This window comes from Bradyrhizobium elkanii WSM2783, from assembly GCF_000472865.1.
In the GTDB taxonomy this organism is placed as follows: Bacteria; Pseudomonadota; Alphaproteobacteria; order Rhizobiales; family Xanthobacteraceae; genus Bradyrhizobium; species Bradyrhizobium elkanii_A.
The window spans coordinates 90276-112742 of record NZ_AXAP01000011.1; the positions used below are offsets into that span (position 1 = coordinate 90276).

General features: G+C 64.8%; 16 protein-coding genes and 1 pseudogene. 7 read left to right on the forward strand and 10 right to left on the reverse strand.

What is annotated here, in order from left to right; genetic code table 11:
• Positions 1-43 precede the first annotated feature (43 nt).
• Positions 44-478 carry a hypothetical protein gene (locus YY7_RS0112760; RefSeq protein WP_028163590.1) on the forward strand — a complete coding sequence of 145 codons (435 nt, stop codon included), beginning with the start codon at positions 44-46 and terminating at the stop codon, positions 476-478.
• Here the strand turns inward: YY7_RS0112760 and YY7_RS0112765 are convergent.
• The 3 genes from YY7_RS0112765 to YY7_RS0112775 form a co-directional block, all read right to left on the reverse strand.
• Entirely contained in the window at positions 475-2880 is a 2406-nt protein-coding gene (locus tag YY7_RS0112765; RefSeq protein ID WP_028163591.1) for a bifunctional diguanylate cyclase/phosphodiesterase, read from the reverse strand. The genes YY7_RS0112760 and YY7_RS0112765 overlap by 4 nt on opposite strands.
• 147 nt (positions 2881-3027) lie before the next feature.
• Positions 3028-4458, reverse strand: a complete 1431-nt coding sequence (locus YY7_RS0112770; protein WP_080663682.1) for an MFS transporter — start codon at positions 4456-4458, stop codon at positions 3028-3030.
• A gap of 267 nt (positions 4459-4725) precedes the next feature.
• Positions 4726-5232 carry a ferritin-like domain-containing protein gene (locus YY7_RS0112775; protein ID WP_028163593.1) on the reverse strand — a complete coding sequence of 169 codons (507 nt, stop codon included), beginning with the start codon at positions 5230-5232 and terminating at the stop codon, positions 4726-4728.
• Positions 5233-5625: 393 nt separating this feature from the next.
• Between YY7_RS0112775 and YY7_RS0112780 the strand changes: the two genes are divergently transcribed.
• Both YY7_RS0112780 and YY7_RS0112785 read left to right on the forward strand, forming a co-directional pair.
• The gene (locus YY7_RS0112780) at positions 5626-6711 is read left to right on the forward strand and encodes a lysylphosphatidylglycerol synthase transmembrane domain-containing protein (protein WP_028163594.1); all 1086 of its coding nucleotides are present in this window, start codon (positions 5626-5628) and stop codon (positions 6709-6711) included.
• 209 nt (positions 6712-6920) lie between these two features.
• Entirely contained in the window at positions 6921-8861 is a 1941-nt protein-coding gene (locus tag YY7_RS0112785) for a hypothetical protein (protein WP_028163595.1), read from the forward strand.
• Between the two features lie 159 nt (positions 8862-9020).
• Here YY7_RS0112785 and YY7_RS0112790 read toward each other — a convergent pair whose 3' ends face one another.
• Positions 9021-9608, reverse strand: coding sequence for a DUF2147 domain-containing protein (locus tag YY7_RS0112790; protein WP_028163596.1), 588 nt, complete (start codon positions 9606-9608; stop codon positions 9021-9023).
• A 163-nt stretch (positions 9609-9771) separates the two neighbouring features.
• Positions 9772-10800 carry an NAD(P)/FAD-dependent oxidoreductase gene (locus YY7_RS0112795; protein WP_028163597.1) on the reverse strand — a complete coding sequence of 343 codons (1029 nt, stop codon included), beginning with the start codon at positions 10798-10800 and terminating at the stop codon, positions 9772-9774.
• Positions 10801-10962: 162 nt separating this feature from the next.
• Between YY7_RS0112795 and YY7_RS0112800 the strand changes: the two genes are divergently transcribed.
• Positions 10963-11418, forward strand: a complete 456-nt coding sequence (locus YY7_RS0112800) for an acyl-CoA thioesterase (RefSeq protein WP_028163598.1) — start codon at positions 10963-10965, stop codon at positions 11416-11418.
• 167 nt (positions 11419-11585) lie between these two features.
• On the opposite strand, the gene YY7_RS0112805 is transcribed toward YY7_RS0112800, so the two are convergent.
• Both YY7_RS0112805 and YY7_RS0112810 read right to left on the reverse strand, forming a co-directional pair.
• A complete protein-coding gene (locus YY7_RS0112805; RefSeq protein WP_028163599.1) occupies positions 11586-11906 on the reverse strand; it encodes a 2Fe-2S iron-sulfur cluster-binding protein in 321 nt (106 codons plus the stop codon).
• 127 nt (positions 11907-12033) lie between these two features.
• Complete coding sequence (locus tag YY7_RS0112810) at positions 12034-12423, reverse strand: Hpt domain-containing protein (RefSeq protein ID WP_028163600.1); 390 nt, start codon at positions 12421-12423, stop codon at positions 12034-12036.
• A gap of 393 nt (positions 12424-12816) precedes the next feature.
• Between YY7_RS0112810 and YY7_RS0112820 the strand changes: the two genes are divergently transcribed.
• The 3 genes and pseudogenes from YY7_RS0112820 (at position 12817) to YY7_RS51475 (ending at position 19531) form a co-directional block, all read left to right on the forward strand.
• Positions 12817-18687, forward strand: coding sequence for a negative regulator of septation ring formation (locus YY7_RS0112820; protein WP_028163601.1), 5871 nt, complete (start codon positions 12817-12819; stop codon positions 18685-18687).
• A gap of 129 nt (positions 18688-18816) precedes the next feature.
• The gene (locus YY7_RS0112825; RefSeq protein ID WP_028163602.1) at positions 18817-19119 is read left to right on the forward strand and encodes a hypothetical protein; all 303 of its coding nucleotides are present in this window, start codon (positions 18817-18819) and stop codon (positions 19117-19119) included.
• Positions 19116-19531 (forward strand): annotated as a pseudogene (locus YY7_RS51475) (PIN domain-containing protein). The gene YY7_RS0112825 and the pseudogene YY7_RS51475 overlap by 4 nt, the downstream one beginning before the upstream one ends.
• Before the next feature lie 6 nt (positions 19532-19537).
• Here YY7_RS51475 and YY7_RS0112835 read toward each other — a convergent pair.
• The 3 genes from YY7_RS0112835 to YY7_RS0112845 all read right to left on the reverse strand — a co-directional run bounded on the left by YY7_RS0112835 (position 19538) and on the right by YY7_RS0112845 (position 22449).
• The gene (locus tag YY7_RS0112835) at positions 19538-20422 is read right to left on the reverse strand and encodes an MlaD family protein (RefSeq protein WP_028163603.1); all 885 of its coding nucleotides are present in this window, start codon (positions 20420-20422) and stop codon (positions 19538-19540) included.
• A gap of 117 nt (positions 20423-20539) precedes the next feature.
• On the reverse strand, positions 20540-21313 hold the full coding sequence (locus YY7_RS0112840; RefSeq protein ID WP_028163604.1) for an ABC transporter ATP-binding protein: 774 nt from the start codon (positions 21311-21313) through the stop codon (positions 20540-20542).
• 2 nt (positions 21314-21315) lie between these two features.
• Positions 21316-22449 (reverse strand): ABC transporter permease, encoded by a 1134-nt coding sequence (locus YY7_RS0112845; protein WP_028163605.1) that lies wholly within the window; start codon positions 22447-22449, stop codon positions 21316-21318.
• Between the last annotated feature and the right edge of the window lie 18 nt (positions 22450-22467).

Genomic DNA, 22467 nt, shown 5'->3' on the forward strand with positions numbered 1-22467 from the left:
GCGCCGCTTGCGCAGCGCGCCGGCTTCATCCTACAAGCAGACCATGGACGAGACGACCTCTTTTCCACGCCACCTGATTCTCGGCGGCGCCATGCTTTCCGGCGTGCTGCTGGCGCTCGCCGTGCACATGCTGGGCATGCGCTACGGCCTTGATCTTGGCGGGCTGTGGCGCTCCGACACCCACGAGACCATGCCGGCGGGCGCGGCGATCGCCTGGTGGCTGATCGCGACGGTGGCGTTCTGCGGCGGCTACTTCACCGCAAACCTGATGCACAGCGCCGTCGCCGGCGAGATCCCGCCGCGGATGCGGCAGTTCCTGATCGCAGTCGGCGTCCTGATTCTTGCCGGCGCTGGCCAGGTGGCGTCGGCACCGAGTTCGATCTCGACCATCTCGATCGTGGAGGCCGGCCTCGCCGCGCTATGCCTCGGCGGTGCGATGGCGTTTTGCGGCGCGCATTTTGCGCTGCGCAGGAGTTAAGCGCTCAGGCGCTGCGGCGACCTTTCCGCCAGGATTTTCATCACCTCGGCGACGGGTCGCGGCGCGCTGAACAGATAGCCCTGCGCCTGCGTGCATCCCTCGCGACGCAGCAGTTCGAACTGCGCATCGGTCTCGACCCCCTCCGCCGTGGTGACGATGCCGAGACTCTTGCCGAGCCCGGTCACGGCGCGGACGATCGCCATGGAATCTTCCCGCGTCGCGAGGTCGCTGACGAACGAGCGATCGATCTTGATCTTGTCAAACGGGAAACTGCGAAGATAGCTCAACGACGAATAGCCGGTGCCGAAATCGTCCAGCGAGATGCGGATGCCGAGCGCGCGCAGTTCGTGCAGCACCGCAAGCGTCGCCTCGCTGTTCTGCAGCAGCACCGTCTCCGTGATCTCGAGCTCGAGCCGATGCGCGGCAAGGCGGGTGTCCTCAAGCGCCGCCTTCACAGATGACACCAGGTTCGGATTTTTGAACTGGATCGGCGACAGATTGACCGCGACCGCGACGTCCTGCGGCCAGCTGGCCGCATCCGCGCAGGCCTGGCGCAGCACGAATTCCCCGATCGGAACGATCAGTCCGGTTTCTTCCGCAAGCCCGATGAAATTGCCCGGCGGGATCAGCCCGCGCAGCGAATGTTTCCAGCGCAGCAAGGCCTCGCAGGCGACGATCCGGTCGTGGGCGACGTCGCGGATCGGCTGATAGTGAACTTCGAATTCATCACGCTGCAGCGCCTTGCGCAGGTCGAGCTCGAGCATGCGCCGCGCTTGCGCGCGTGCATCCATCCCGGTCTCGAAGAAGCGATAGGTGGCGCGGCCGTCCGCCTTGGCACGGTAGAGCGCGAGATCGGCCTTCTTCAACAATTCGTCCGGATTCTTGCCGTCCTCGGGCGCCAGCGAGATGCCGATGCTGACGCCGATCACGAGTTGATGGCCGCCGATGTCGTAAGGAGCCGCGATTTTCTCCACGATGAGGCTCGCGAGCGCGGCCACCACCGATGGGTCGCAATCCCCGCAGAACTGCACGATCGCGAATTCGTCGCCGCCGAGCCTGGCCACGGTATCGTTCTCGGTGACGCATTCACCGAGCCGCTGCGCGACCGCCTTGAGCAGCGCGTCTCCGACGGGATGGCCGAGCGAATCGTTGATGATCTTGAAATGATCGAGATCGAGGCAGAGCACCGCGAGCTGGTCGCTGCGCCGGGCGAGCCGCAATCCCTTTTCGAGCTGTTCGCGGAACAGCGTCCGGTTGGGCAGATTGGTCAGCGCATCATGGCGCGCCATGTGCGAAATCCGCTCCTGCGCCTGCTGCCACTCGGTGATATCCTCGAAGGTCGCGACCCAGCCGCCGCCTTTCATCGGCTGATCGACAACGCGGATCGAGCGGTCGCCCCTGGTCACCACCTTGGTCACGGTGTGGCCGGCGCTGGCTTCCGCCATCACATCGGCGACGAACTGATCGGGATCGCCGTCCCATTCGCCGTTCAGCTTCTGGTCCTGCAGGACGTCGCGCAGCAGGCGGCCCCGCAGCGGAATGCTGGACCGGCCCATCATCGCGCCGTAACGGTCGTTGGCCAGGAGGATGCGGCCATTCGCATCGAACATGCACAGGCCCTGCGACATGTTGCCGAGCGCGGTGTCGAGCAGAACCTTCTGCTGGCGCATTTCGCCCTTGGCACGACGGTCGAGCATGGCCGCAACCAGCGTGATCCCGAGAAACGCGAAGGTCACGACCGCCGTCAGGGAGGAAAGAGCGACCGGCGAAATCGACATCTGGTCAACGGCGACGCTGGGATCGGGAATGACGGTCATTGCGCCCATTCCAGTGAAATGGAGCGAGAGGACGGCCAGCGTCAGCAGTGCGGTCGCGCCGATGCCGTGGTTGCGATCATCGCTGCGCGTCGCAACCACGAGCGCCAGCCCCGCGAACAGGCTGCCGATCAGCACCGAACCGAGCACGATGCCGGGCGACCATTCGACGCGCGCCGGAAATGCAACGGCCATCATGCCAACGTAGTGCAGGGCGGCAATGCCAAGGCCAACGATCGCGCCGCCAGCTGCTGCCGTCGAGACGCGGTTGTTCAGCAATGCAATCGTCAAGCCTACCGTCGCGATCGACACCCCAAGGGCCAGTGACAGCAGGGTGAGCGGAATGTCGTATCCGACGCCCATGCCGGGCTGATAGGCCAGCATCGCAATGAAATGCGTCGCCCAGATCCCGCGGCCGCCGGCCACCGCATCCAGCCCGATCCAGACCACCCGCGGAAGCCCTTGCGACGCCCTGGCCCGGTGAAACAGGCTGATCGCGACCGCACCGGCGAGCCAGCAGGTCGTCAGGGCAAGGATGACGAACCGCCAATCGTGCTGCGTCGTCAGGCAAATCAGGACTTGGTACATTGCAGTTCCCCTATCGCGCCGTACCAGCCCTCCAGTTGGTGGATTTGGGGTAACCGCAGCGGAACTCGTTCCGCTGATGGTGAACGAAGTTTTGAGCCCGCGACAAAAATCGGCTCAATCCGCAACCGGCGCGCGTGATGATGCAGGTCACGTCATCGCCCGGTCCCGCCACAGGGCGCCGAGCATGATCGCGGCAGCGGCCGCAAGCAGCAGGCCGGCCGAGATCAGCAGCGAGGCGTGCAGGCCGGCGATGAACGCTGCGGACCGGCCGACCAGCGAGCCGAACAGCGCGACGCCGAGCACGCTGCCGGTCTGCCGGGTGGCATTGAGCACGCCGGCTGCAATTCCCGAGCGCGACTTCTCGACGCTGCCGAGCAGCGTCGACGTCAGCGGCGGGACCAAAAGACCAAGTCCGCTGCTCATCGCGATCAATTGCGCACAGATCGCCCAATAGGCAGTGTCAGGCCCCAAGCCGAGCAAGGCCAAACATCCCGCTGCCGACAGCAGTGCACCGCAGCCGATGGTCGCGGGCGCGCCGATGCGCTCGCTGATGCGCGGCGCGATCAGATTGACGGGCAGCACCGCGCCCATCATCGGCACGAAGGCCAGCCCGGTCTGAAATGCCGACAGGCCGTTGATCTCCTGGAAATACAGGCTCAGCACGAAGATCAGCCCGTACAGGGCCACGTTGACGAGGAGACCGACGAGCGACGTCGCCGCGAACATTCGCTGTCTGAAGAGCGACAGCGGCAGCATCGGTTGCGACGCATGGGCTTCGCGCCAGACGAACAGCGCGCTCAGCACCGCGGACGCAGCAAAGCCTGTGAGCACGAACGGATCCTGCCAGCCGCGCGCGCCGCCCTCGATGAGGGCGCCGGCGAGCGCGCCAAGCGCCGTGATCGCCGCGATTCGACCAGGCAAATCGATCTCGCGCGAAAGCGAGCGCGTGGTCTCATCGGCATAGCGGAAGGTCAGCCAGAGGCCGGCAAGGCCGATCGGCAGGTTGACCAGGAAGATCGCGCGCCAGCCGATGAGTGCAATCAATGCGCCGCCGAGGAAGGGCCCTGCCGTCAGCGCCACGCTGGCGCCGGCCGCCCAGACCGCAACGGCGCGGCCGCGCGCCTTCTCATCCGGATAGGCATGGTTGAGCAGCGCCAGTGAATTCGGCACCAGGATCGCGGCCGCCAGTCCCTGGATGCAGCGGGCCGCGATCAGCACCGGTGCGTCCGGCGCCAACGCACAGGCAAGCGAGGCGGCGGTGAACAGCGCAAAGCCGGTCATGAAGACCCGTTTGGCGCCGATGCGATCGCCGAGCGCACCGGCCGTCAGAATGAAGGCGGCAAAGGCGATGGTGTAGGCGCTCACCACCCATTGCAGGTCGGACACGCCACCGCCAAGCGCACCGCCGATCGCATGCAGCGCGGTGTTGACGATGGTGACGTCGAGCTGCACCACCCCGTAGCCAAGGCTCATCGCGGCAAGCGTCAGCGAGCCGGCGAGCTTCGAAGGCACGGGTTTTTCGGCCGGACGGGACGGCACGTCCGCATATTGTCGGATCTTGAGCGGCAGGTCTTGCATGGATCACCTCGGCGGAGAGCCAACACCAGACATAGCCCGTCGTTTCGCGAATACAGTTCGGTACCGATCGAAGAGTGACAGCGGACAGCAGCGACCGATACAAAAAGCCGCACCGGATTATTCCGGCGCGGCTTTTTGCCTCAATCTCCGAAATGCCGGGGGCGGTCCGGACCCACCGGAACCGGATTTCGCCCGGTGAGCCAGACGTTAGCCCGAAAATCACACTCTGATGAGCTGCAGCCCAGTCAAACGTGGCCGGATCGTGATCTAGCTCGCCGCCCTGAGATTGACCTTGCCTTCGGCGATCGAGGTCAGCTTCTTGTCGGTGGTTTTTTCCTCATCCAGCGTCTTCTGCAGGATGGAAGCGCAGTCGTTGCGGCCGAGCTGCCGTGCCCAGGCGATCAGACTGCCGTAGCGGGCGATCTCATAATGCTCGGCGGCCTGTGCGGCGTTGATCAGCGCGGCGTCGAGCACGTTCTTGTCATCCACCTCGCCGGCCACGTCGTCGGCTTCCTCGATGATGCCGTCGATCGCCGGGCAATCGACCGCCTTCACTTGGGCGCCATGCATCTGGAATACCTGCTCCAGTCTCTGCACATGCGTTTTGGTTTCATCCAGGTGGGTCAGAAATCCCTGTTTGAGCTGCGGATCGGAGGCCTTTTTGGCCATCTTCGGCAGCGCTTTCACAAGTTGTTGCTCGGCGTAATAGATGTCCTGCAATTGGTGCACGAACAAGTCATTCATGCTCTTGATGTCTTTACTGAAGAGTCCCATTGCGCGTATCCCTTGGTTCTGGGAACATGGCGCGCGTCCACCTTGTCGTCCCCCGCAAAACGCCATGTTCTGGTTGCTGATACCTGCGCTAACAGGCTGGATGGACAGACGTTCCGGCGAAACGGCAAGAACCGGGGACGGAACAGCGGAACGCTGCGACGAAATTGAACCGACGGGACCGCCAGCGGCGACTCACATTTTCCAATACCCAGACATATGTACCGCGTATGACAGAAATCACGAACGAAGGCGGACGCGTGGCTTGTCAAGGGCTGCACAAATCTGCCGTTTTGCCTTATGGGTGCTGGGGCACGGTGCGTTTGACCGTCACCCGTTATCCCATGTGACCATGTAACGGGCCTTCTTTAGAATGCCGCCCCGCCGGGAGGACGAATGCATCGGCTGCTGACCGCGCTTGGGCGTGGCTTCAAGGAAAAGATCGGCTGGAAACGGCTGGGGATCGCCGCGAGCGTCATCATTATCGTCTTGGCGGTGACTCATCTGGTGCGGACCTTGAAGGGCGTCGATACCGCCCTGGTCCTGACGGCGTTGACCGAGATCGCCCCGCACCGCATTGCGCTTGCCGCGCTGTGCGTGGTCGGTGCCTTCTGCACGTTAACCTTTTACGACTTCTTCGCGCTGCGAACCATTGGCAAGACCCACATCCCCTACCGCATCGCGGCGCTGTCCAGCTTCACCAGCTACACCATTGGTCACAATATCGGCGCGACCGTCTTCACCGGCGGCGCGATCCGCTTTCGCATTTATTCGGACTACGGCCTGACCGCGATCGATGTCGCCAAGATCTGCTTCCTCTCCGGCCTGACCTTCTGGCTCGGCAATCTGTTCGTGCTCGGGATCGGCATGGTCTGGCACCCCGGAGCGGCGTCCTCGATGGACCTGTTGCCGGAAGCCATGAACCGGCTGATCGGAGTGGGCTGCCTTGCCGGCATCGGCGCCTATCTGGTCTGGCTCGTGACCGGCACCGGCCGCCGCGAGCTCGGCCAGAACGGCTGGAAGGTGGTATTACCGTCCGCGAAGCTGACGCTGGTGCAAATCCTGATCGGGGTCGTCGACCTCGGTTTCTGCGCGCTCGCGATGTATCTGTTGATGCCGACCGAGCCCTATATCGATTTCGTCTCGCTGGCCGTGGTGTTCATCCTGGCCACCCTGCTCGGCTTCGCGAGCCACGCGCCGGGATCGATCGGCGTGTTCGACGCCGCGATGCTGGTGGCGCTGCCGGACTTCTCCAAGGAGCAGTTGCTGGCCACGCTGGTCGTGTTCCGCATCCTGTACTTCCTGATCCCCTTCGGCATCTCGATCTCGATCATGGGGATGCGCGAGCTGTGGCTTAACGTGGTGCAGCCGTGGCTCAGGCGGCGCAAGCTCAATGATCCGCCTTTTAGAGCGGAGACCGCCGAGGTTACCGTGCGGCAATCGGTCGAGAGCCGGCCACGGATCAAGCACCTGAAACGGTAACAGCGACGTTATCTGGAGCATGATCCGGAAAGGTGGGAACCGGTTTTCCCTCGCGACAAACGCGGTTTGCGCCGAGATCATGCTCAAACAAAGAGATGAGATCACAATCCGATTCCGTCCGATCGGATCATGATCTCGGCGCGTTATTCTTTCTGGCTAATTCGGCGCGGCTCTCTTATTTCTGCCCCACCGATGCCGTCAAACGCGCCATGGTCAAAATTCTGTTCCGTTCGATCGTTTCCGCCGCGCTGCTGGCGGTCGCGCTGCTGAGCCAATCGGCCGAAGCGCAGACCGCGGCCCAACAGCCGCTGCAGATCTCATGGGAAGTCCGCAACCGCTTTCGCCTGTTCCGCGAGGAGCGCGACTTCCTGCTGCAGACCGAAGCCGGACGCGGCCGCAGCGTGCTCGCCGCCGAGCAGGCGCTGGAATTGCAGAGCGACGGCCGCGGCTGGGCGCGCAACACCGTCAACCGGCTCTGCATCGACCTCGCCGGCCGCGTCAACGAGCCCTGTACCCGCGACAACGTCAAGGAAAGCTACCTGACGCCAACAGATCACCCGATCACGGTGCGATTGGTCGGGCTGATTCCGGTCGGCGCCACCTGCGCCTGGTCGTTCGACGATGGCGACGGGCCGCAGACCTCCGCCTTCGACTGCGCCGAACCGGTGAACCTGCGCGTCCGCTACGGCCGCACGACCATGGCGACCGTCGACGTCTCCGCGGGTTCGGATCCGGCCCAGCGCGTTTCCACCGAGATCGCCGTGCGCGACATCTTCATCGCAGGGCTCGGCGACAGCATCGCCTCCGGCGAGGGCAATCCGGACCGTCCGATTGCGCTGGCGGAAGAAGGCTTCTGCTTCCGCTCCTATCTCGGCACCGCGGGCGAGCAATATTACCGGCCGAGCCGGGCCGGCTACAAAGGCGGACGCGCCTGCGAAGCACCGGACTTCCTCTCGGTATGGCAGAAGCACAGCGCGCTGTGGTTCAACGCGGCCTGCCACCGCTCGCTCTACAGCTACCAGACCCGCACCGCGCTCGCGCTCGCGGTGAACTACCCGCACATCGCCGTGACCTACCTGCCGCTCGCCTGCACGGGCGCAACCATTAATGACGGGCTGTTCGGCTCACAGCAGGCCCGCGAGTGCCTGCCGAGCAAATCGGGCAACACCTGCTCGGGCAGCGTCAACGGCCAGCTCGCCGAATTGCGCGATGCGCTCGCGGCAGCCAAGCGCCGCCAGCCGGATCGACAGCTCGACCTGCTCCTGCTCTCGATCGGTGCCAACGATATCTACTTCTCCGGCCTCGTCGCCAATGTGATCGTCGATGCCGGGACAGAGCGCGCGCTGTTCCGGCGCGGTGGCGTCATGGCGTCTGTCGACGATTCCCGCGATGCCCTGCGACGCACATTGCCGCAATCCTTTGCCAAGCTGCGCGAGGCGCTAAGGCCGCTCGTCGGCGGCGATCTTTCGCGCGTGATCTATACGGCCTATGCCAATCCGGGGCTGTCGGAGGGCGGTGTCCCCTGCCCCGGCGGCCGCGCCGGCTTCGACATCCATCCCTCCTTCAATGCCGCGCCGCAGCGGCTTGGTCCGGTGGTCGGCTATGTGCAGGACGAATTCCTTCCGGCCTTGAAGGCTCTGGCGCTTTGCCAGTCAGGCGTCCTCTGTCGTAATCCGCGTGCCGACCGCATGACCTTCGTCGACGCCCATCAGGACGCGTTCGCGATGCATGGCTTCTGCGCGCGCGCCGCCACCGATCCGGAGTTCGACCGGCAATGCTTTGCGGCCAATGGCGAGAGCTTCGATCCTGACATCGTCACCGCCGCCAGCCAGCCGATGCTATGCGGCCGCAGCGCCTCGGAATATCGCGCCTACCTGCCGCGCGCCCGCTGGATTCGCGACGCCAATGACAGCTACTTCACCGCGATGACCTATCCGCAGGCGCTGCCATCCTCGATGCAGCCTTCGGACATCCATGATGCGACCTGGGGCCTGCTGTCGGCCGTCTACGGCGGCGCGGTGCATCCGACCGCCGAAGGCCATGCCGCGATGGCGGACGCCGCCGTTCCCACGGCGGCCGGAGTGCTGCGACTCGACGTCGGCGTGGGCGAGGTGATCTCCGAACCGGTGCAGCCGATCGGCGGGCGCTAGTACGCGATGCTGAGTGGATACTGCGCTCCCTCTCCCGCTTGCGGGAGAGGGCTGGGGTGAGAGTGCCTCCGCGATCAAGACTCTACGTGTGGAGAGAGCCCTCACCCGGCGCTGTGCGCCGACCTCTCCCGCAAGCGGGAGAGGTGAAGTCAGTGTTGACTAACGCGAAGGCGTGCCGGCGGGACCGACGTTCTTCTTCGTTGCCGCGGGTGGCGGCGGCTTCATCGCCGCCGCCTGAGCCGGCAGATATTTCGCGACGATGGCGGGATCGAGTTGCGCGATCGCCGTATCAGGCAGGCGGTACCAGACCTCGTCCTTGCCGAACAGCGAGATGCCGATGTAGCCGCGCATCGTCAATTCCTTGCCGTCGGGACTGACGCTCATCTTGGCCTTGTAGATACTGCCGTCGCGCGGATCGAGCACGTTGCCTTCCTCGTACTTCAATCCGTTGCGCTTCATGTTGCGGATGAAGGGAATGCCCAGCAATGGCGCGTTCTTGCGGTCGTCGGTGCATTTCGTACAGGCTTCGGTGACCGGCTCGCCGGGCTTCGGGAACGTCTTCGCCATGATGCCTTCGAAGACGCCGTTATGGTCGACGAACAGCACCCAGATCACGGGCTTGCCGTCCTCGACCTTCTGCCACAAGCCCGCCGCCGACGGTTGCTGCGCCTGCGCCGGCAAGGCGGCCGCCAGGAGGGCCATGATAACAGGCACCATCAGCCGAAATCGAAATCGCCAATTCCGCATTGTCGTCACCCGACTAATCCATCAAACGAATGAGCGAAGACTACGGCCATTTCGCGGAAGGTTCCAGTGGCAGCGCGGAACGATGCAAATAGCCGCAGCGGCCGCTCCGCGGCCTGACCGACGATATTTTGACTGAAATCGACCAATCATGTGTTGATTGGAATCAACCGACTCCGAGTTTCTTCTGCAGGCTCGACGACGACGTCGTGTACTGGAACACAAGCCGCTTGTCGGGATAGACATAGCGGTGCGCCTTCTGCGCCATCAGCGCGCCCTCGTGGAAGCCGGACAGGATCAGCTTCAGCTTGCCGGGATAGGTGTTGATATCCCCGATCGCGAAAATGCCTGATACGTTGGTCTCGAAGGCGGCGGTGTCGACAGGCACCAGATTGTTCTCCAGTGCCACGCCCCAGTTCGCGACCGGACCGAGCTTCATCGTGAGCCCGAAGAACGGCAGCATGGTATCGCACTCGACCCTCGTGAGGGCGTTGTCGTTGCCCTTCACCGTCGCCGCCGCAAGCCTGCCCGCCTCGCCTTCGAGGCCGGTGACCTGGCCGAGCTTCAGGTCCATCTTGCCATCGGCAACGAGCGCACGCATCTGCTCGACGCTGTGGGGCGCAGCGCGGAACTCGTCGCGTCGATGCAATAGCGTGATGCGCTTGGCGATTGGGTGCAGGTTGAGGGTCCAGTCGAGCGCGGAATCGCCGCCGCCGACAATCAGGATGTTCCGGTCGCGGAACTGCTCCATTTTCCGCACTGCGTAGAACACCGAGCTGCCTTCATAGGCCTCGATGCCCGGCACCGGCGGCCGCTTCGGCTGGAACGATCCGCCGCCGGCGGCGATCACCACCACCTTGCATTCGAACACCTTGCCCGCGTCGGTCTTCACGCGGAAGGCGGGATCGCCGACCTTCTCGATCGTTTCAACCATCTCGTTCAGATGGAAGGTCGGGTGGAACGGCTTGATCTGCTCCAACAGCGACTCCGTCAGCCCCTGGCCGGTGACGAGCGGGATGCCGGGAATGTCGTAGATCGGCTTCTCCGGATAGAGCTCGGCGCACTGGCCGCCGATCTTGTCGAGGATGTCGACCACATGGGTCTTCATGTCGAGGAGGCCCAGTTCGAACACGGCAAACAGTCCGCAGGGACCTGCGCCGATAATCAACACGTCGGTTTTGATCGCTTCGCTCATATCCGCTTCTTTGTCAGTTGAGTACGAAATGGGAAGGCTGCCGACCGAGCCAAGACGACCTGATCGGGAACGCCATAATAGGGGCGGCAAGCGCCGCGGCAACCCCTTGCCGCAACTCGACAACTAGGCTGTAACGTGGCGAACGACCTGGAGATTGTGCAAGTGAATGCCCCGATCCGTTCCGACGCCACGCCGCGCCTGGAAGACTATCCCTATCGGCTGTCAGACAATGTGCGCTTTGCCGACCTCGATCCCAATGGGCACGTCAACAATGCGGTCTATGCGAGCTATTTCGAGACCGGCCGCGTCACGCTGATGAAGGATCCCAGCAAGGGATTGGTGCCGGATGGGCTCGCCTGGATCATGGTGCGCCTCGACACCCATTTCCGCGCTGAGCTGCATTGGCCCGGCACGATCGAACTCGGGCTCGGCGTCGTGAAGTTCGGACGAACCTCGGTGACGTTCGATCAGGTGGTGTTTTCGCAAGGTCGATGCGTGGCCTCCGCGCAGGCGGTGACGGTGCTGATCGACGAAACCACGCGCAAGCCGGTTCCGCTGACTGATGAAGTGAAGGCTAACCTAAAGCCCTGGATCCGCCGCGGCCTTGATCTAGCCTAGTACTGGGTACACTCTCGAACCGAACGCCGCTTTATCTCCTCATCCCGAGGAGCGCGAAGCGCGTCTCGAGGGACGAGGCCACCGGCGGGGCCTCATGGTTCTCAAGGCGATGCGAAGCATCGTCCGGGAGAGGCGCCTCCGGCGCTCCTCACCATGAGGGTCATGCTTCAAGCCTGCCGTTCCGGCGTCGTCACCACGAGCCCGTCAAGGTCGTCGGTGACCTTGATCTGGCAGGACAGACGCGAATTCGGCCGCACGTCGAAACCGAAATCCAGCATGTCCTCTTCCATCGGCGTGGGCGCGCCGACCTTCTCGCGCCAGGCTTCGTCGACATAGACATGGCAGGTCGCACAAGCGCAGGCGCCGCCGCATTCCGCCTCGATGCCCGGAACGCCGTTGCGGATAGCGCCTTCCATCACGGTCGCGCCGTTCTCCACCTCGATGGTGCGTCTTTCCCCGGAATGGTCGACATAAGTTATCTTGGCCATGATCGCTCGTGCTACCGGAATACGGATCTGGATGAGGTCCCCGGCAGTCCCTATAACGGGTCGATCCCGGGAGCGCCAGCGGCCGGGTGCCCTCACGCAAAACCTTTTGACGCGAATTTGTCGCCGGTCAATTCGGGCTTGAAGGGTCGCCGAGGATGGCCTCGATCGCGTTCCGCGCCCGCGCGACCGCGTCAGTGAGCACCGCCAGCGGCTCCGCCGGTTCGATGCCACTCGTCAGGACATGTTCCAGCCCGGCGGCGGCATCCGCGACAGCGAAAGCGCCGATCGCGCGTGCCGATCCCTTCAGCTTGTGCGCCAGTTCGCGCGCATCCTGTGGAAGGGTGGCCAGGGCCGCGATCAGCTTGGCCGACTGCGCCACGAACAGCGAAAGCACCTCGCGCTCAAGAGCGGCGTCGCCGAGCGACATGCGCGCAAGATGTGCAAGATCGATCGGGCCGTCACCGGGGGAGAGCGGCGGCGAAGCTATCCATTGGGTCCGTTCGAGGTGACGCGGCATGGGCCTGATCCTAAGGACCGGCCACCACCTCCTTTTCGGTAGGGCCGTTTGGGCGTCACCCAATCACGAAAATAGTTAACGGATCGTTGGCCAAATTTGCCTCAACTTTGCCCTTTTTCAGACAAAGTAGGACCTCAATGAGCGTCAGCTCGCAGGATTTATGTGGAAGCATAAGGCCTTATGGCACAAACCTGTTAACGATGATTAAGAATGTCTTAATCGCGGCCATTTCATTCGCATCGCTCAACCAATAGGATGTTTCCGGATGTAGCGGACAAGCGGCCGACGGGCGTGCTTGCGTACCGCTTTACGGGGACGGGACGGCTCGAGCTTGCGGGGGACAATATTCGCAAGATCGCCGACGCGTATTAGTTGAGAGGGCTCAGACTTAACATGGCGAACAATCCCAAGAAGGTGAAAGATCCCACCGAAGTCGCACTGTCTGCCATTCAGGAAGCTCTGAACATCGGTGAGAACAGTGCCGAGCCCAACCGCGATGTGATCAGTACCAGTAGCGGCGAAGCCGCGCCGCCCGCGACCCCTGCTGCGACCACGCCCTTCCCCGAAACCCCGTTCGAGACGCGTCCAATCGAAACACGTCCCGGCAACGAGCGATCGGTGTTCGAGCCGATCGAGGAGCAGCGCGGCCCCCGGCGCGCCGCCAATGACGATCGCGAGGCGATCGGACAGCTCCTGCAGGCGCTGCAGAAGGGCAGCCCTGCCCGCAACGTCTACACCTTTGCGTCGATCTTCACCGGCGTCTGGCTGGTCGGCTGCGGCCTGCTCACGGTGAGCTTCCTGTCCTCGCTGCAGGCCGCGATCGGCCAGAGCGGCGGCGTCCTGGTGCTGGCAGGCCTCGCCTGCCTGTTCCTCGCGCCCGTGCTGCTATTCTACTTCCTCGCGAGTCTTGCCTGGCGCGGGCAGGAGATGCGAATGATCGCGCAATCGATGGCGCAGGTCGCGATCCGCTTTTCGGAGCCCGAAGGGGCGGCGAGCGATTCCATGGTCACGGTCGGACAGGCGATCCGCCGCGAGGTCGCGGCGATGGGTGACGGCATCGAGCGCGCGATCGCGCGCGCCGGCGAGCTCGAGACGCTGGTCGCCAACGAGGTCGCGGCGCTGGAGCGCGCCTATTCCGACAACGAGGTGCGCATCCGCGCGCTGTTGCAGGACATCGCCCACCAGCGCGACAATCTGGTCGGACAGGCCGAGCAGGTGCGCAGCGCCATTTCCGGCGTGCAGATCGATCTGCGCCACGACATCGCGCTGATCTCGGATGCGATCGCCTCGCGCGTCGACGAAGTCGCAAAGAGCATCACCGGCGCTCTGGAAGAGCGCGGCCAGCACATCACCCAGGCGTTGAGCCACGCCGGCGACAACATGATCCTCGCGCTCGGCGAGCGCGGCGGCGACCTGCTCGACCGGCTCGAGGAAGCCAGCTCCGAGACCACGCGCGCGGTGCTCGATGCCTCCGAGCGGCTGACGAGCAGCCTCAACTTCAAGACCGGCCACGTCCACGACGAATTCGTCGACCTCGCCGACCGCGTCCATGAGATGCTGAACGAGCGCATCGACCGCATCACCGGCGAATTCGAGCAGCGCGCCGTGAGCGTTGTCGAGGGCATCTCCGAGCGCACCGAACTGGCGCACGATTCCCTGAAGAATTCCTCCGACTCGCTCCTGCTCGAGCTCGAGCTGCGCAGTGGAGACCTCGTCACCAAGATCGACGAGGCCGGCAATCGGCTGGCCAGCCACATCATCACCTCCGGCGACAAGGCGAGCGAAGTGCTCGACGTCACCGTCAATTCGCTGGTTGCCAGGGTGGTGAGCCAGACCGAGACCGCACACGACTCGCTCTCGCTGCAGATGAGCGCCTTCGACGAACTGGTGAAAAACCAGGGCTCGGAACTGGCGGAGAAGTTCGCCCGCGACTCCGGCACGCTCGGCGCGCTGATCACCCGCCACATCGCGGAATTCGACCGCACCGTGAAGACGTTCGGCGGCGAGATCGTCGAGCGCATGGGCCAGCGCACCGAGGACATCGCCAACACCCTGAAAACCTATGTCGACAATTTCGACACCCGCCTCACCTCCAACAGCGGCGAGATCACGGCGACCCTCGACCAGCGCCTCCTGCAGTTCGAGACCACGCTCGGCGACCGTGTCAGCAGCCTCGACTCGTCGATCGACAGCAAGCTCGCCATGTTCGACAGCGCGCTGAGCGGCCGCGTCAACACGCTCGACAGCTCGCTGGAAAACCGGCTCGGCACGCTCAACGCCTCGCTCGAGACCCGGCTTGGCTTCCTCGACAATTCGCTCGAGGGCCGCCTCAAATGGCTCGACGAGTCGATCGAGGGCCGCCTGAAGTCGCTGGAACAGACTTTCGACACTCGCACCAGCTCGGTCACCCAGACGATCGATGGCCGGCTCGGCATGCTCTCGACCTCGCTCACCGAAGGTGCGGCGCAGGCGATCCAGTCGATCGACTCCCGCCTCGGCCTGCTCACCTCCTCGCTCACCGACGGCGCCGCGCAGGCGATCGAGGCGCTCGATCGCCGCATCGCCAGCGTCACCGAAACCGTGGACGGCCGCAGCGCGCATCTGACCGACACCATCTCGGCCCGGTTCCTGGAAATCCACCAGGGCATCGAGACCCGCGTTGGCGCCATCGCCGGCGACATCGACGCCCGCGTGGCGCAGTTCGAGGACCTCCTGGGCTCGCGCGTCGAGGCGGTCGCGGGCCGCATCGAAAGCAGCGGACGCCAGGCCAGCGACGAGCTGATGGCGCGCGCTGAACTACTCTCCTCCGGCATCAAGTCGCATGTCGAGGACGCCGAGCGCTCGCTCACCAATCTGGTGGTCAACACCAGCGAGACCATCCAGACCGGCGCGCGCACCGCGCAGCAGTCGCTGCTGACGGTCTCCTCCGACGTCGGCGCCCAGCTCAAGCTCACCGCCGGCGAAGTGGAGGCTGCGCTGACCGCGGTCGGCTCCGGTGCCGCAAGCTCGATCCTGTCCAGCGCCCGCGATGCCCAGGCCTCGCTGATGGCGGCCACCGGCGAGGTCGCCTCCCAGGTCAAGGCGCTCTCGACCGATGTCGAGCGCACCCTGCAGACCGTCGGCAGCGCGACCGCCGCCTCGATCCTGTCGGGAGCACGCGAGGCACAGACCGCGCTGGTCAGCGCCTCCACCGACGCGGCAAGCCAGGTCAAGTTGCTGGCCGTCGACGTCGAGCGCTCGCTGACGCTCGCCGGCACCGCCACAGCCGAAGCCGTCACGGCCGGTGCGCGCGAAGCACAGAACACGCTGATCGCGGCATCGACCGACATCACGAACCAGATCAAGTCGCTGGCGGGCGATGTCGAACGCTCGCTCACGCTTGCGGGTAGCTCGACGGCGGAAGCAGTCGTTGGCAGCGCACGCGAGGCCCAGAGCGCGCTGACAACAGCCTCGACCGACATCACCAGCCAGGTGAAGGCACTCTCGGTCGATGTGGAGCGCTCGCTGTCTGCCGCCGGCACATCGACGGCCGAGGCAGTCCTGAGCAGCGCCCGCGAGGCGCAGAACAGGCTCACGTCGGCCTCGACCGAGGCGGCAAACCTGGTACGAACGCTAACCGCTGACGTGCAGAGCTCGCTGGTCGCGGCTTCAACCGACGCTGCAAACGCGGTCACGACGCTGACTGCCGACATGCAGCGCTCGCTATCCATGGCCGGCACGGCGACCGCGGAGTCGATCACCTCGGGCGCACGCGAGGCGCAGAACACGCTGGTTTCCGCGTCAACCGAGGCCGCGAACACTGTCAAGGCGCTGGTCGCTGACGTGCAGCGCTCGCTGTCCATGGCCGGCGCTGCTACCGCGGAATCAGTTACCGCGGGCGCACGCGAGGCCCAGAACACGCTGGTTGCCGCATCAACCGAAGCTGCAAACAGCGTCACGACGCTGGTCGCAGACATGCAGCGCTCGCTGTCGATGGCGGGCGCGGCCACCGCGGAGTCGATCACTTCGGCTGCCCGCGACGTTCAGACCACGCTGGTCACCGGATCGTCGGAGGCAGCCAACCACGTCAAGTCGCTGGCGATCGATATCGAACGGACGCTGACTGCAGTCGGCGCCGACACTGCCGCGGCCATCCTGAGCAGTGCACGCGAGGCGCAGACCTCGTTCGTGTCGACCTCGGCCGACGCGGCTGGTCAGATCCAGGCCATCTCGGTCCAGATCGAGCGCTCGCTCGCTGCCGTCACGGCGAACACCACCGAGACGATTCAGACCTCGGCGCAGAACGCGCACAGTTCGCTGGTCGCCGCCGCCAACGAGGTCTCCTCGAAGGTCAAGACGACGTCCGCCGACATCGAGCGTTCGGTGCTCGCCGCCTCCAGCCAGTTCGGCTCGACCATGACCGGCAAGACCGACGAGATCGTCACCTATGTGCAGCAGCAGGCCGAGCGGCTGGCGCAGATGGTCGACACCAGGCGCGGCACGCTGGTGGAAGCGCTCACCAACAAGAGCGCGCAGCTCGCCACCGATATCGACCGCGCCACCGCGGACGCGCTGAAGTCGATCGAGATGCGCGGCCATACCTTCGCGCAGACGATGTCGAGCCACGGCGCCGAAGTCGCGCGCAACATCACCTCCGCCGGCGATCTTGCGACCGGCGCGGTGGCAAAGTCGCTGAAGGACCTCGAGCACTCCTCGCGCGCGGCGATCGACCAGTCGCGCCAGGTCTCAATTGCCGCCGTCACCGAGATGCAGGAGACCAGCAAGATCCTGCGCACGGATACGGTGGCGCTGTTCGAGCGGCTGCGCGAGGGCAACATCCTCTTGCAGGAGGTGCTCACCGGCGCCCACGACAACCTCAACTCGCTCGAGCGCGCGCTCGTGACCCGCGTCGCCGACTTTGTCTCGGCGATGAACGACGTCACCTCGCGCAACGGCATTGCGACCCAGACGCTGGAAGACCAGCTCACCGTTTTCAACAGCAAGACCCAGAAGGCGCTGGAGGACCTCGGCGAGCTGTCGACCCAGTTCGACACCCACGGCCGCGCGTTGGTCGAAGCCGCCGCATTGGTGGAGCAGAGCAACCGCAACACCACGGGCTCGATCGCCGAACGCAAGGCGACGCTGGAATCGCTGGTCACCACTATCGACCTGCGCACCACTGATCTCGACCAGCGGCTGTCGCGCTTCACCGGCCTGCTCGATGAATCGCTCGCCGCGGCCGAGGAGCGCGCCCGCGACATCGCCCGCGTGGTGGCGGAGACCGCCGGCGCCGGCTCTGCGGCGATCAGCCGCCAGTTCGAGGCCGTGCGCACCGCGGCCGAGAACGAGCGGCAACAGACGCTCGACGCTATGAACGACCTGTACCAGCAGAGCACCCAGGAAACGGATGCGATGTTCAAGGAATCGACGGAGAAGTTCTCCGCGATGGTGCAGTCGATGAAGCAGATGGCGGCCGAGATGCACAACGAGCTCGAGGCCACCCGCACCGAGCTGCGCCGCGGCGTGCTCGAGATGCCGCAGGAGGCCGCGGAGAACACCGCGCAGATGCGCAAGGTGATCGTCGACCAGATCGAGGCGCTGGCCGAGCTCAACCGCATCGTGGCCCAGCACGGCCGCGGGCTCGACGTCGCGACCAACAGCCGGGTCAGCGTGCAGCGCCAGGACGAGACCGTGATGGTCGCTGCCGCTGGCGGTCGCACAAGCGATGTCCGCATGCGCGGCGGCGACTATGGCAGCGCATCGACGCTGCCGCCGCCGGACCTCGGCGTGCCGGCGCCGGCCTCGCGCCGCACCGAAGCGCCGCCGGTCAGCCCGACGACCCCGGACAACGGCCGGGACGGCTGGCTGTCGGACCTGCTCAACCGCAGCGATGCCCCTGCCCCCGCGCCCCGCGAAGCGCCGCGTCCCCGTCCGCAGGCTGCCGCCGCCAATCCGCTGGAATCGCTGTCGCTCGACATCGGCCGGCTGATGGACCGCAACCTTGCGGCTGAGATGTGGGATCGCTACCAGCGCGGCGAGAACAAGGCGTTCAGCAAGCGGCTCTACACGCCGGCCGGCCAGAAGGCCTTCGACGAGGTCGCCCGCAAGTACCGCTCCGACCGCGGCTTCAAGCAGACGGTCGACCGCTACATCGCCGAGTTCGAGCGGCTGCTCGACGAAGTCGCCCGCGACGACCGCGGCCCGCAGTCGCTGCGCAACCACCTCACCTCGGAGACGGGCCTGGTGTACACGCTGCTCGCCCATGCGGCAGGCCGCCTGGGGTGAGACGCGAACAGTAAAGTGGCGAATAGAGAAACGGGGGCCGAAGGGCCTCCGTTTTGTTTTGGTCTTATTCAGTTGACCCGAGTCAACCTATGACGACCTTGCAGCTCGGCAGGAGGGACGAAGGCGAACATGGGAAACACTGCGCAGAAGAGAGCGCTGCGGAACTACCGGTCCCGGCTGGTCAAGCGCGGCATGGCGCGATTTGAGGTTCTTGGTCTCGATACCGATCGCGACCTGATCCGCTCCCTGGCAAGACGCCTGGCCGCAGGCGATGCCGATTCTGCGCAAATCCGGGCGACGCTCAGCCAGGCGATTGCCGACGAGCCGCGGAAGAAAGGTGGAATCCTCGCCGCCTTGCGACGCTCGCCGCTGGTCGACGCCGACCTTGACCTGACGCGCCCGCGCGAAACGGGGCGCAAGGTCGACGTATGACGCGCTATCTCCTCGACGTCACGAGGCGCGATCCATCCGCAGCCCTTATAGCGTGGATGGCAGAACAAATCGACGAGGACCTGTTCATTTCAGCCCTGACCGTCGGAGAAATTCGGCGGGGGTTGCTGGAGAAGCCGAAAGGGAAGAAGCGCGCGCGCTGCTTGAGACCTGGTTCACCGGCCCAGAAGGACCCCAAGCGCTTTCCGCAGGCCGCGTGCTGCCCTTTGACGAAAGGGCAAGCCTCGTCTGGGCGCGCCTCATCGCGGACGGCACTGCCGTCGGTCGGCCAAGAAGCGCGCTCGACATGATCATCGCCGCGATCGCAGAGACCAACGATTGCATCACCGACAACGAGAAAGATTTCGCCGGCTTGAAAGTCGTCAACCCGCTTCGTACCGCGGGCGCCGGCTAGTCTAGATCACTGTCGCCTGCGTAGCGGCCCTACGGACCTCGGCGGAGGCGGCGGTTCGGATGCGTTGCTGTTGCTGCTACTGCTGCTGCTGGCGCCGAACAACAGGCGCGTCGGGTTGCGGTCGAGGTTGTTCACGGCGCGGCTGATATCGCCGAGCGTCCTGCGGCCGTCGGCCATCAGTGCGCCCGAGCGCTTGTCGAAATCTTCGGCGAGCTCGCGGATCGATTTCACCATCGCGGCCAGTTCGCCACCGCGATCGCCGCCGGCGATGCTGTTGAGGCCGAGCATGAGGTTGTCGGCCTTGCCCATCACGCCGTCGACCCTCAGCATCACATTGTCGATCTTCTCGGAATTGCGCGCGAGCGCCGCGGTGAAGGTCTCGAGATTACGCAGCGAGTTCTTCACCGATTCTTGATTGTCCGCGACGATGCGGTTGACGTTCTGAAGCGTCGCGCGGATCGCTTCGGTGACATCCTGCAGGGCCCTGGGATCGGCGGTCAGCACGGGGATACCGTCCTCGTCGAGCGGCACCGGAGGCGCCGTCTCCTCGCCGCCCTTCAGCGAGATCGCGGCAACGCCCGTCAATCCCTGGAATTCGAGGCCGACCAGCGTGTCCTTGCGGATCGGCGCGTTGTTCTCGACCATCGCGAATGCAACCACGCGACGCGGATTGTCGAGCTTCACCGAAATGACTTCCCCTATCCTGATACCATTAAAATTGACATTACCACCGTTCCGCAGACCCGAGGCCGGACCTTCGAAAATCACCCGCAAAGGGCTGCGCTGCTTGGTGGTATGCAGGCTCTGGAACCAGAGCACGAAGCCGAACGCAGCCGCAATCACCGCCAGCGTGAAGGCGCCGATCAGGACATAGTTCGCCCGGGTTTCCATCGATTGCTCCAGCTACTCGTCCAAGCTCGGGGTCCTCCGCAGCGGAACCGTCACTGATCCTCTTCTTTCGCGCATGATCTTGTCCGAAAACCGGTTTCCACCTGTCGGGATCACGCGCTAGCCGATGACGGCGCGGGCGCGTTTGCCATGGAAGTATTGCCGCAGCCATGGATGCTGTGAGGCCTGCATGTCAGCGATCGATCCTGCGGCAATGATCTTACCGTTCCCTAAAACGGCGATGCGGTCGCACGCGGTATATAGGCTGTCGAGGTCGTGGGTTACCATGAAAACGGTCAGCCCCAAAGTGCGCTGCAGGGTGCGCACCAGCTCGTCGAACTCGCCGGCGCCGATCGGGTCCAGGCCCGAGGTCGGCTCATCCAGGAACACGAGCTCGGGATCGAGCGCGAGCGCACGCGCCAGCGCCACGCGCTTGATCATGCCGCCGGAGAGCTCGGAAGGATAGCGGTCGGCGACCTCGGGCTTCAGCCCGACCATCACGAGCTTCGCCACCATGATCTCGTCCAGGAGCCGCTGCGAGACCCTCAGATATTCGCGCACCGGAAACTGGATGTTCTGCCGCACGGTGAGCGACGAAAACAGCGCGCCCTGCTGGAACAGGACGCCCCAGCGCCGTTCGACCCGGCGCCGTTCGCTGGAGCTGGCGGCATCGAGGTCGATGCCGAACACCTCGATGCGTCCCGACACCTTCGGCACCAGCCCGATGATCGTGCGCGTCAGCACCGACTTGCCGGCGCCGGAGGGCCCGACAAAGCCCAGGATCTCGCCGCGTTTCACATCGAGATCGAGACCGTCGAGCACGCGAGTCCTGCCGAACTGCACCGTGATGTCGCGAACGCGGATGATGGCGTCGGAAATGGGCTGTACGAGCATGGTCACATCCCGATCGACGCGAAGAAGATCGCGAACACGCCGTCCATCACGATGACGAAGAAGATGCCCTTCACCACCGATGACGTCGTGTGCTGGCCGAGCGATTCCGCGCTACCCTGCACCGCCAGCCCCTCGACACAGGCGACGATGCCGATCACCGCCGCCATCACCGGCGCCTTGACCATGCCGACGATGAAATGATTGATCGAGATAGCATCGCGCAGCCGCAGCAGGAACGCTTCCGGATCGACGCCGCCATAGAGCCAGGCGACGAGGCCGCCGCCATAGAGCGCGGCCATCGCGCCGAGAAAGGCGAGGATCGGCAGCGCCAGCACCAGCGCCAGCATGCGGGGCAGGACCAGCACCTCGATCGGATCGAACCCCATGGTACGCAGCGCGTCGATTTCCTCGCGCATCTTCATCGAGCCGAGCTCGGCGGTGTAGGCACTGCCCGAGCGTCCGGCGACCATGATGGCAACGAGCAACACGCCGATCTCGCGCAGCACCAGCACGCCGAGCATGTCGACCACGAAGATGTCGGCGCCGAACCTGCGGAAATGAAAGATGCCTTGCTGCGCGATGATGCAGCCGATCAGGAACGTGATCAGCACCACGATCGGCACCGCGCGCCAGCACACCTGCTCCAGATGGTGGATGGTCGAGGTCAGACGGAACGAGCGCGGGCGGATCAAGACATGCCCGCTCGCGACGAGCACGGCGCCGAGCATGTCGATCAATCCGATGATCGTGCCGCCGATGCCGACCACCACCCGGCCGATCTGGTCCAGCATGGCCGTGATCGAGACCGGGCCGGTCTCGGCCTCCGGCGTTTCCTTCACCCGCCTGACTTCGTCGACCAGGCTCGAATAGTTTTCCGAGAGCCCGGCGATGGTCGCCTCGCCGCCACCGTGGCTCAGGCTGCGCCTGAGCCGCTCGATCAACCAGGCGCCGAAGGTGTCGAGCTTGGAGACCTGGGAGACGTCGATGAAGATATCGGGACGGGTGCCGCGGAGTTTTTCCGCGTCGGCCACCATCCGCTCCAGCACGGGCGCAAAACGGGCCGTCCACGGCCCCGCGGCGCACAGGGCAAGGCCGCCGCCCTGTGTTATCCGTTCCAGTGTCGGGTCGCCGTTCAAAATGCCCACCCCAGGCTG